Below are 9,958 nucleotides of genomic sequence, written 5' to 3'. Positions count from 1 at the left end.
GCCTCCCGCGCCCGCCTCGGCGGTTTCGTCTCCGCGGCCCAACTTGCAGAGGTTCCGGGAGTCACGGAGAGCAACTACGAAAAAATTTTGAAACAAATTTGCCTCGACAGTTGCAAAATTCGGAAAATAGATATTAACTTTGCAAGCCCGAAAGAGTTGGGACGCCATCCCTACATGGCGCCGCGCACCTTGAGGCGTTTGTTGAAAGCAAGACAGTTGAAAGGAGGTTGGAGCACCGCCCAGGAATTGATCGATGACCACATATTGACCCGCGAGGAGGCAGCACGGCTGGCTCCGTATATCGAATTCGGGTCTGCGGGCGGAACGGCCGACGAAAAGACAACTACCCGACGGGATGATGCACCGGAAGATGCATGCCCGGCAGAATTTCAACTCGAAACAGAATAAGTCAAACAACAAAAAACACAGAATATCATGATTATCATGCCGGTAAAAGAGGGCGAAAACATCGAGCGCGCCCTAAAGAAGTTCAAGCGTAAATACGAGCGTACGGGTGTCCTGAAGGAGCTCCGCCGTCGTCAGTACTTCACGAAGCCCTCCGTTGCAAAGCGCGAGGCCATGATGCACGCCATCTACGTGGAGCACATGTACCGCGACGAGGAGTAGTACCTGCGCCGATACGATACGAGCGGGGTTCGGATCCGATCCGAACCCCGTTTTTTCTTTTTCGGGGAGGTGTAACTAAAAAATATAGTTAAAAAACTATGTGAAATAGTTGCATCCTCCGGTTTTTTGTTTACCTTTGTTGTCGGAGCCCCGGAACAGATCCGGGGCGGATCTGAAAACCGATGACGATGGAAAAACTGACACGGCGCGAGGAGGAGCTGATGCGCTGCTTCTGGGAGCGGGGACCGCTGTTCGTGCGCGAGCTGGTGGAGATGGCGCCCGAGCCCAAACCCCATTTCAACACCCTGTCCACCATGGTTCGGGCCCTCGAATCGAAGGGCTATGTGGGGCACAAGGCCTATGGTGCGACCTACCAATACTATCCGCTGGTGAGCGAGGAGGAGTTTTCGCGGCAGACGCTCGGCAGCGTCATCAGCCGCTATTTCGAGAATTCCTACCTGGGGGCCGTCTCGGCGCTTGTCGAGGAGGAGAAGATCTCGGTCGATGAGCTGCGCGAGTTGATCGACCGCATCGAAAACCAGAACCAACGGTAGCCATGTGGTACGATCTGGCGATATACAGCCTGAAGGTCGGGGCCTGCCTGGCGGTTTTCTACCTCTTCTTCAAACTGCTGCTGAGCCGCGAGACCTTCCATCGGTTCAACCGCATCGTGGTACTGGGGGCCATCGTGCTCTCGTTCGTGCTGCCGCTCTGCGTCATCACGGTCTACCGGACGCTGCCTGCGCTGCCCGTTTCGGCTTTACCGGCCGTTTCCACCGCGGCGGACCTTCCGGCTGAAGGCCATGCGTTCCCGTGGGAGCGGCTGCTCGGAGGACTCTTTGCCGTGGGAGTGGCAGGGGCGTTCGTGCGGCTCTGCTGGTCGTTGGGCGGTGTGGCCCGGCAGATCAGCCGTTGCGACCGCCGCGAGCGGCTCGATGACGGGACCGTCCTGGTACATGCCGGCGATTCGGTACGGCCGTTCAGCTGGGGGCGCTTCATCGTGCTCTCCGACCGCGACCGGGCGGTTTGCGGCGAGGCGATCCTGCTCCACGAGCGGGCCCATGTCCGCATGCACCATTCGGCCGACCTGCTGCTCACGGATCTCTGCGGGTGCCTCCAGTGGTTCAATCCGGCCATGTGGCTCCTGCGGCGCGAATTGCGCGATATCCACGAATACGAGGCCGACGAGGCGGTGATTTCGAGCGGTATCGATGCGAAAAGTTACCAGTTGCTTCTTATAAGGAAAGCTGTTGGCGGGAGGTGGTACTCAATTGCCAACAGCTTCAATCACAGTAAACTTAAAAACCGTATTACCATGATGTTGCGAAAAAAATCGTCTCGGTGGACCGGAGCCCGCGTGCTTTTGCTCCTGCCGCTCACGGCGCTGGCTCTCGGGGCCTTTGCCGAAACCGTCTATCTCTTTCCGGAGGACAAAGGTAAGAAAGAAAATCTGAAAATCCGTACATCGGCCCCCGATGGTGCCGATCCGTTGGTCCTGGTCGATGGCCGGGAGCAGCCTGCATCCTCGATCAACGATATCACTCCCGAGCGGATTCAGTCGATCACGGTATTGAAGGATTCTACTGCAATCCGGATGTACGGCGACAAGGGTCGCAACGGGGTGGTTCTGGTCGAACTCAAGAAAGAGGGAAATGGGACGCCACAATCTGATGCGGACGATGTTACCGTTGTCGGCTATGCTTCCTCGGACGATGCTCCAATCCACATTGGAGGTAAAGAAGGGGCCCTGCCGGAGCATGTGCTCTACCTGGTGGACGGGGAGCGTGTGCCGGAGATCGGTTCGCTGGATCCCGGGCGGATCGAATCCGTCTCGGTCCTCAAGGGTAAAGACAATATTCCCTCGGAATATGCCGGTCAGGGGTACGAGGGTGTCATTGAGATCCGGACCAAGAAGAAGTCGGACGGTGTGCGCGTCCTTTCGCCGGAGGAGGCCCGGGCCTATTTTGAAAGTAAGGAGGGAAAGGAGGTGTTGCGCAGCCTCGACCGAATGGAGGAGTATTTCAAGAGCGACGAGTGGAAGGAGGCCCAGCGCAAGATGGAGGCATCCGGCGAGTATTTCAACAGTGACGAATGGAAGGAGACCCAGCGTAAGATGGATGCCTATTTCAAGAGCGATGAGTGGCAGGAGGCTCTGCGCAAGATGGAGGCATCCGGCGAGTATTTCAACAGCGACGAATGGAAGGAGGCCCAGCTTCGGCTCAAGGAACTGGACAAACTTTCCGACCGGCTCGGATCGGGACAAACTTTCGGACCGGCTCGGATCGGAAGACGGGTTGGGCATCGTGATCCGGAATGCCTCGATCGGGAAGGGTGCCTTTGCCGGGATGAAAGTCTACATCGACGGCCGCGAGGCTTCGTCGGAAGAGGTCGATCGGCTCGATCCCGAGAAGATCCGCCACATGGAGGTTCTCACGGGCAAGAAGGCCGTGCGCCGCTATGGCGAGCAGGCAAGCGAGGGTGTGGTGGAGATCAAGACACGCAAATAGACCGGATACGAAATAAAAAGTTCATGTTCGGGAGCGGGGGCGTCGGTCAGCGGCCCCGCTTCCTGTTTTTCCGCGAGCCCCTTATTCGAAACCTACGATCTCGGGTCGTGTCGGGCGGTAACGGTATTGCTCGAGCCGTGTGGCGTTCGACAGCCGGAAGTATTCGCTCTCGACCAGTCCGTGTTTGCCCAGTGCCAGCCCCAGCCGGATCTGGATCGTGTTGAACACGAGGCGCTCGTTGCGCAGCCTTACGCCGAATCCGAACGAGGTGAAGAAGTCGTTCTTGAAGATGTTGGGTGAGTATCCCAGCAGGCCGAAGTCGGCGAATCCGAAGAAGGCGATGCGGAATCCCAGCGGCTGGTAGGGGGTGAAGACGACGGTCTCGGTGTTGATGATCATCCGGTTGGTGCCGATGACGTATTCGTTGAGGGCCTGCAGTCCGTTTTCACTGGTGAACCGGATGCTTTCGTCGCTGCCCCCGACACGGTTCCATCCTTGGGTGTAGTTGAACGAGAGGAACTGGCGGATGCGGCTCCGGCGGAACAGGAACAGATTCGAGAACCACCTCAGATCGACATCCACGGCGCTCTGCCGCCACATGCCCGACTGCAGGTCGATGTAGCTTCCGAGCGTCACTCCGCCCATGATGTAGCCCAAACGGGAGAATCCGCCCGTTTCGTAGCTCATTCCCAGATACATGGCATCCTTGAACTCGCCCCATGAATAGCCGCTTACCAACTCCGCCTTGTAGCCTGTCGCCAGGTACTCGCGCGAACCGAACCCATAGACCATGTTGGCCGTATAGAACCGCTCGCGGTAGAGACCGGCGCCGAGGAGCAGGACGTCCTGGTCGTGCAGGGCAGGGTTGTAATCGACGGCCACGGGCGGGCGGAGGCTGACGCGGCGGTAGTTGTAGCGCCCGGTGAGATAGACGCTTGAGCGGATTCCCCGCAGGTAGTGCGAGTAGCCTCCCCATACGTCGAGGTTGCGCTCCTTGACCAGTTCCGACGAGTCCTCCTCGATCATGTATCGTTTGGCCTTGTTGTCGCTGTAGGTAATGCCCAACTCGTAGTCTGTCGGGCGGAGGAACTCCTTGCGCATGCCCAGTTCGAGGGTCGAGTTGTAGAAGTCGCGCCCGGCGGCGAAATCGGCCGTGTAGAAGGTACCCAGCAGGTTGGGGATTTCGTATTCGACCATGTTGCCGCCGTAGGAGAAGTCCTTGCGGCTGAAGTTGGTCATCACCTTCAGACTGTTGCCCCATCCGAAGATGTTGGCGTCGGAGATCCCGACCATCGTGCGCCCTTCGGAGTGGAGCGCTCCGTCTACGGAGATGGTCCAGCTGTCGCGCGTCTTTACGGTGAGGTGTACCTGTGTGGTGTCGAGCGTGTCGGTCTGTATGGCGATGTCCACGTCGGCGATGTAGCTGCGCGAGCGCAGCAGTTGCTTGTTGCGCACGACGAGTTGCGGGTCGAGGGTATCGCCCGTGCGGAAGAGCAGGTCGCGGCGGATGACCCGCTCGCGGGTCAGCATGTGGGTGTTGTTGCCGGCGCGTTCGAGCCAGTTGCCGTTTTCGTCGAAGACCTGTGAGCGTTCGATGGAGATCGATCCGATCGTTTTGCCGGCATAGGGTTCGAGCTGGCGGCTCTCATCCCTGACGGTTCCGTTCGACGTCGTGTCCAGCACCGGGCGGACGAAAAGCATGCGGTAAAGCATGCGGGGGACACGCCGGCGGGTGGTCTTCGAGCGTATGCTGTCGTAGAGCCTTTTGTTGCGTTCAGCCGCTTCGGGGTTCGAGATGCGGGCGCTGTCCGGGGTGAAGAGGGCCGTAGGCCGGATCCGTATGCTGTCGGAATGAGGCCGTTTCGGTGAGCGCATATCGGGACCCGCGACGCGGGCAAAGGAGACGGACGCCACAGCGAGCAAGGTCAATGCGGATATGCAGAACCGGGTAAACATCGGTTCAAAGATAACGTATTTTTCGCCGAAAAAGTATGGATGGTCGGTATCCGAATGTGGCGGATGACAAAAAAAGCCCGCATCATGCGGGCTTTTTTTGTCGTTTTGCGTCGAAGAACCGTCTGTTCTTTATGGGTAAGACCCGCTCTTCCGCCTGCCTGCTCCTCCCCGGTTATCCGGTTGGAGGTGTGCGTCAGGCATACGATCAGCCTGTGGGCATCCCGGCCGGGAGGTTGTGTGGAAAACTCCCGACCTGCGGGGCTTCGGACGCGGCTTATTTGCGGGCCTCCTTGGCCTCGATGCACTCGGTGGCGTGGGGAACCTTCATCAGCCGCTCCTTCGGAATGAGCTTCCCGGTCGTCTTGCAGATGCCGTACGTCTTGTTCTCGATACGCACGAGGGCCATTTCGAGGTTGCGGATGAACTTCATCTGATGGGCAGCCAGACGTCCGCTCTCCTCCTTCGAGAGTGTCGTGGCGCCTTCCTCGAGCACCTTGAATGTCGGCGAGGTATCCTCCGTATCGTTGTCTGCCGTATGCGTGATGGTGGAACGCAACAGTTCGTAATCCGCACGCGCATTCTCGAGCTTTTTCAGAATCAACTGCTTGAACTCTTCGAGTTCGGCGTCGCTGTATCGGGTTCTTTCGTCTGCCATAGTTCGTCTGTTGCTTTAGGTTTTATGTAAAATTAAGCAAATATTCCGAAAATACCAAATCTGCAACCCGGAATCGGCGCCGCAGTCCGGCTACACGCGCGTCACGGCGATGCGGATCGGCTCCTCGTCCACGTCCGAAGCCACTACGGCTTCGCCCTGCGGATCGTCCGAGCTGCGGACCTCGACGGCCAGCGTCTGCGAGGCGATGTAGTCGGCGTAGCGGGCGATGCCTTCGGCCACGCACGGCTTGTTCTCGATCTCGATGCGGATCTTGTCTGTCACCTCGAATCCCGACTCCTTGCGGATATTCTGGATGCGGTTGATCAACTCGCGTGCCACACCCTCGGCGCGGAGCTCGTCCGTCACGGTGATGTCGAGCGCCACGGTGAGCTTGCCCTCCGAGGCCACGAGCCATCCGGGCATGTCTTCCGACGAGATCTCGAAGTCGGCCGGTGTAACGGTGATCTGTTCCGATCCGAGGTCAAGCACCGTCTCGGGAGCCGCCTCGATCTGCGCGATGCGCTCCTGCGAGAATTCGGCGGTCATGGCGGCGATCTGCTTCATGTATTTGCCGTAGCGCGGCCCGAGGGTCTTGAAATTGGGCTTGATGCGCTTGGTGATGATGCCCGTGGTATCTTTGATGAGCTCCACCTGCTTGACATTCACCTCGTTCATGATCAGGTTTCTGACGGCGGCGATGCAGTCGGCGGTCTGTCGGTCGAGAACCGGGATGAGGATCTTCATGAGCGGCTGGCGCACCTTGATCGACACCTTGCGGCGCAGGGCGAGGACCATCGACGAGACCTTCTGTGCCAGCGACATCATCTCCTCGAGGTGCGAGTCGATCAGCGTCCCGTCGGCCTTCGGGAAGGCTGCGAGGTGTACCGATTCGTCCGTGTGGCGGCCGCTTACGGCATTCAGGTCCGTGAAGATGCGGTCGGAGATGAACGGTGCGAAGGGCGCCGAGAGCAGGGCCACGGTCTCCAGACAGGTGTAGAGCGTCTGGTAGGCGGCAAGCTTGTCCTCGGTCATGCCGCCGCCCCAGAAACGCTTGCGGTTCAGGCGGACGTACCAGTTCGAGAGATTTTCGCCTACGAACTCCTGGATGGCGCGTGCGGCCGGCGTCGGGTCGTAGTTCTCGAGCGAGTCGGTCACCTCCCGGACGAGCGTGTTCAGGAGCGAGATGATCCAGCGGTCGATCTCCGGGCGCCGCTCCATCGGCACCTCGGCCTCGCGTCCGGTGAATCCGTCCACGTTGGCGTAGAGTGCGAAGAACGAGTAGGTGTTGTAGAGCGTACCGAAGAACTTGCGGCGCACCTCGTCCACGCCGTCGCGGTCGAACTTCAGGTTGTCCCACGGCTGCGAGTTGGAGATCATGTACCAACGCGTGGCGTCGGGCCCGTAGGTGGCGAGCACCTCGAACGGATCGACGGCGTTGCCCAGGCGCTTCGACATCTTGTTGCCGTTCTTGTCGAGCACCAGGCCGTTCGAGATGATGTTCTTGAAGGCCACCGAATCGAAGAGCATCGTGGCGATGGCGTGCAGCGTGAAGAACCAGCCGCGCGTCTGGTCCACACCCTCGGCGATGAAGTCGGCGGGGTAGACCTCCGCGAAGTCCTCCTTGTGCTCGAAGGGGTAGTGCACCTGGGCGTAGGGCATGGCTCCCGAGTCGAACCACACGTCGATCAGGTCGGGTTCGCGGCGCATCGGCTCGCCCTTCGACGAGACGAGTACGATCGAATCGACATAGGGGCGGTGCAGGTCGATGTGCGCGGTCGAGTAGTTCTCCTTCGACATGTCGCCCACCTTGAAACTCCTGTAGGGGTTCTCCTTCATGAAGCCTGCTGCCACCGACTTCTCGATCTCGGCGACGAGCTCTTCGACCGAGCCGATGCACTTGAGCTCCGAACGGTCCTCCGTGGCCCAGATCGGCAGCGGCGTGCCCCAGAAGCGCGAACGCGAGAGGTTCCAGTCGTTGAGGTTCTCGAGCCACTTGCCGAAGCGGCCCGTACCGGTCGATTCGGGTTTCCAGCGGATCGTGCGGTTGAGCTCGATCATCCGCTCCTTGAGCGCTGTGGTGCGGATGAACCACGAGTCGAGCGGGTAGTAGAGCACGGGTTTGTCCGTACGCCAGCAGTGGGGGTAGTTGTGTACGTGCTTCTCGATCTTGAAGGCCTTCGAGGCGGCCTTCATCTTCATGCAGATGTAGATGTCGAGCGACTCGGCCGCAGCGGCGGCCTTCTCGTCGTACCGGCCGTCCACGGTAAACTGCGGGTCGTAGGCGTTCTTCACCCAGCGGCCCTCGTATTCCCTGTAGCGATCGACATCGACGCACTCGCTGACGAAACGCTCGTCGAGTTCGTCAAGCAGGTAGAACTTGCCCTGCAGATCGACCATCGGGCGCGTCTCGCCCTTGCGGTTGATCATGAAGAGCGAGGGAATGCCTGCGGCGCGGGCCACGAAGGCGTCGTCGGCACCGAACGTCGGCGCGATGTGTACGATACCCGTACCGTCCTCGACGGTGACGTAGTCGCCCGGAATGACCCGGAAGGCCTTGTCGGAGGCGTCGTGCCAGTTGCCTTCGGCATCCGTCTCGACGGGCTTCACCCACGGCAGCAGCTGCTCGTAGTGCATGCCTACGAGGTCGGTTCCCTTGTATTCGCCGACAACCTGGAACGGAACGAGCTTGTCGCCGGCCTTGTACTCCTCGAGGGCGAGACCTTCGGCCTTCTTGTTGAAATGGGCGTAGAGCAGCGGCTTGGCCAGTACGGCGGTCATCTTCTCACCCGTGTATGCGTTCCAGGTGCGGACGGCCACGTAGTCGATCTTCGGGCCGACGCAGAGCGCCGTATTCGACGGCAGGGTCCACGGCGTGGTGGTCCATGCCAGGAAGTAGGGGGTGCCCCAACCCTCCATCTCGGGTTTGGGGTCCGTGATGCGGAACTGGCCCACGACGGTCGTGTCCTTCACGTCGCGGTAGCAGCCCGGCTGGTTCAACTCGTGGGTCGAGAGCCCCGTGCCGGCGGCCGGCGAGTAGGGCTGGATCGTGTAGCCCTTGTAGAGCAGCCCCTTGTCGAAGAGCTGCTTGAGCAGCCACCACAGCGACTCGATGTATTTGTTGTCGTAGGTGATGTAGGGGTCATCCATATTGACCCAGTATCCCATCTTGCGCGTGAGCTCCTCCCACATGCCCGTGAACTCCATGACGGCCTCGCGGCAGGCGCGGTTGTACTCCTCGATCGAGATCTTCCGCCCGATGTCCTCCTTCGTGATGCCGAGCTTCTTCTCGACGCCCAGCTCCACCGGGAGTCCGTGCGTGTCCCATCCGGCCTTGCGGTGCACGAGGTATCCCTGCTGGGTCTTGTAGCGGCAGAAGACGTCCTTGATCGTGCGGGCCATGACGTGGTGGATGCCCGGCATGCCGTTTGCCGAAGGGGGGCCTTCGTAGAAGACGAAGGTCGGGTGCCCTTCGCGGGTCGAGATGCTTTTGTGGAATGTGTCGTGGGCGTCCCACTCGTTCAGCACCTCGGTGGCGAGGCCTGCCAGGTCGAGCCCTTTGTACTCCTTGAACTTCATGTCGGTATGGTGTTTTTACTGATTTTCTGACAACTCGCAAAGATAGTAAAAAGTTTTGGAAATGATGCAACAATCCCGCGAATCCTCGGCCCGGTGGCGCGAAGTCGCGGGATGGCTGCGGTGTGTGCCTCGGCGCTGCGGCCGGGGCGGGATCAGTCGAACGACTGCATTTCGATCAACTTGGCGTAGATGCCGTTGCGGGCCATCAGTTCGGCGTGCGTGCCCTGCTCGGCGATGCGGCCGTGGTCCACGACAATGATCTTGTCGGCATTGTGGATCGTCGAGAGACGGTGGGCGATGACCACCGAGGTGCGGCCCTTGAGCAGGTTGTTCAGGGCGTCCTGCACGAGTTTCTCGCTCTCGGTGTCGAGGGCCGAGGTGGCCTCGTCGAGGATCAGGATGTCGGGGTTTTTCAGCACGGCGCGGGCGATCGAGAGACGCTGCCGCTGTCCGCCGGAGAGTTTCACGCCGCGGTCGCCGATATTGGTGCCGTAGCCCTCCGGGCATTCGCGGATGAAACTGTCGGCATTGGCCACCTTGGCCGCCTCGACGATCTCCTCGTGCGTGGCCGAGGGCCGTCCCATGGCGATGTTGCCCTCGATCGTGTCGTTGAAGAGCACCGTATCCTGCCCCACCA

The 9,958-nt window shown here is 60.0% G+C and carries 6 protein-coding genes and 2 pseudogenes; 4 read left to right on the top strand and 4 right to left on the bottom strand.

All coding sequences use genetic code 11. The features are described 5' to 3' along the window. The 4 genes and pseudogenes from QZL63_RS07775 to QZL63_RS11725 form a co-directional block, all read left to right on the top strand. Positions 1 to 408, top strand: a pseudogene (locus QZL63_RS07775) (helix-hairpin-helix domain-containing protein); the annotation flags it as partial. 27 nt (positions 409 to 435) lie between these two features. Continuing rightward, positions 436 to 627, top strand: a complete 192-nt coding sequence (gene rpsU, locus QZL63_RS07770) for a 30S ribosomal protein S21 (protein ID WP_022308758.1) — start codon at positions 436 to 438, stop codon at positions 625 to 627. Between the two features lie 188 nt (positions 628 to 815). Beyond that, the gene (locus QZL63_RS07765; RefSeq protein WP_022308757.1) at positions 816 to 1,181 is read left to right on the top strand and encodes a BlaI/MecI/CopY family transcriptional regulator; all 366 of its coding nucleotides are present in this window, start codon (positions 816 to 818) and stop codon (positions 1,179 to 1,181) included. Positions 1,182 to 1,183: 2 nt separating this feature from the next. Then, positions 1,184 to 2,191, top strand: a pseudogene (locus QZL63_RS11725) (M56 family metallopeptidase); the annotation flags it as partial. A 1,024-nt stretch (positions 2,192 to 3,215) separates the two neighbouring features. Here QZL63_RS11725 and QZL63_RS07750 read toward each other — a convergent pair. The 4 genes from QZL63_RS07750 to QZL63_RS07735 form a co-directional block, all read right to left on the bottom strand. After that, entirely contained in the window at positions 3,216 to 5,090 is a 1,875-nt protein-coding gene (locus QZL63_RS07750; protein WP_022308755.1) for a hypothetical protein, read from the bottom strand. Positions 5,091 to 5,364: 274 nt separating this feature from the next. Next, positions 5,365 to 5,745, bottom strand: a complete 381-nt coding sequence (locus tag QZL63_RS07745) for a TraR/DksA family transcriptional regulator (RefSeq protein WP_022308753.1) — start codon at positions 5,743 to 5,745, stop codon at positions 5,365 to 5,367. A 90-nt stretch (positions 5,746 to 5,835) separates the two neighbouring features. Beyond that, positions 5,836 to 9,321: an isoleucine--tRNA ligase gene (gene ileS / locus QZL63_RS07740; RefSeq protein WP_022308752.1), complete on the bottom strand. Its 3,486-nt coding sequence runs from the start codon at positions 9,319 to 9,321 to the stop codon at positions 5,836 to 5,838. 152 nt (positions 9,322 to 9,473) lie between these two features. Continuing rightward, positions 9,474 to 9,958, bottom strand: a 485-nt coding sequence (locus QZL63_RS07735; protein ID WP_290586437.1) for an ABC transporter ATP-binding protein, incomplete at its 5' end; no start/stop codon positions are given.

The sequence above is a fragment of the Alistipes sp. CAG:268 genome, assembly GCA_000434235.1.
Lineage (GTDB): Bacteria > Bacteroidota > Bacteroidia > Bacteroidales > Rikenellaceae > Alistipes > Alistipes avistercoris.
The sequence above is the reverse complement of the archived record's forward strand: the minus strand, read 5'-3'. Positions and strand labels throughout refer to the sequence as shown.

Coding starts and splice junctions, on each gene's coding strand:
- rpsU (WP_022308758.1), top strand. CDS start 436: ATGATTATCATGCCGGTAAAAGAGGGCGAAAACATCGAGCGCGCCCTA.
- QZL63_RS07765 (WP_022308757.1), top strand. CDS start 816: ATGGAAAAACTGACACGGCGCGAGGAGGAGCTGATGCGCTGCTTCTGG.
- QZL63_RS07750 (WP_022308755.1), bottom strand. CDS start 5,090: ATGTTTACCCGGTTCTGCATATCCGCATTGACCTTGCTCGCTGTGGCG.
- QZL63_RS07745 (WP_022308753.1), bottom strand. CDS start 5,745: ATGGCAGACGAAAGAACCCGATACAGCGACGCCGAACTCGAAGAGTTC.
- ileS (WP_022308752.1), bottom strand. CDS start 9,321: ATGAAGTTCAAGGAGTACAAAGGGCTCGACCTGGCAGGCCTCGCCACC.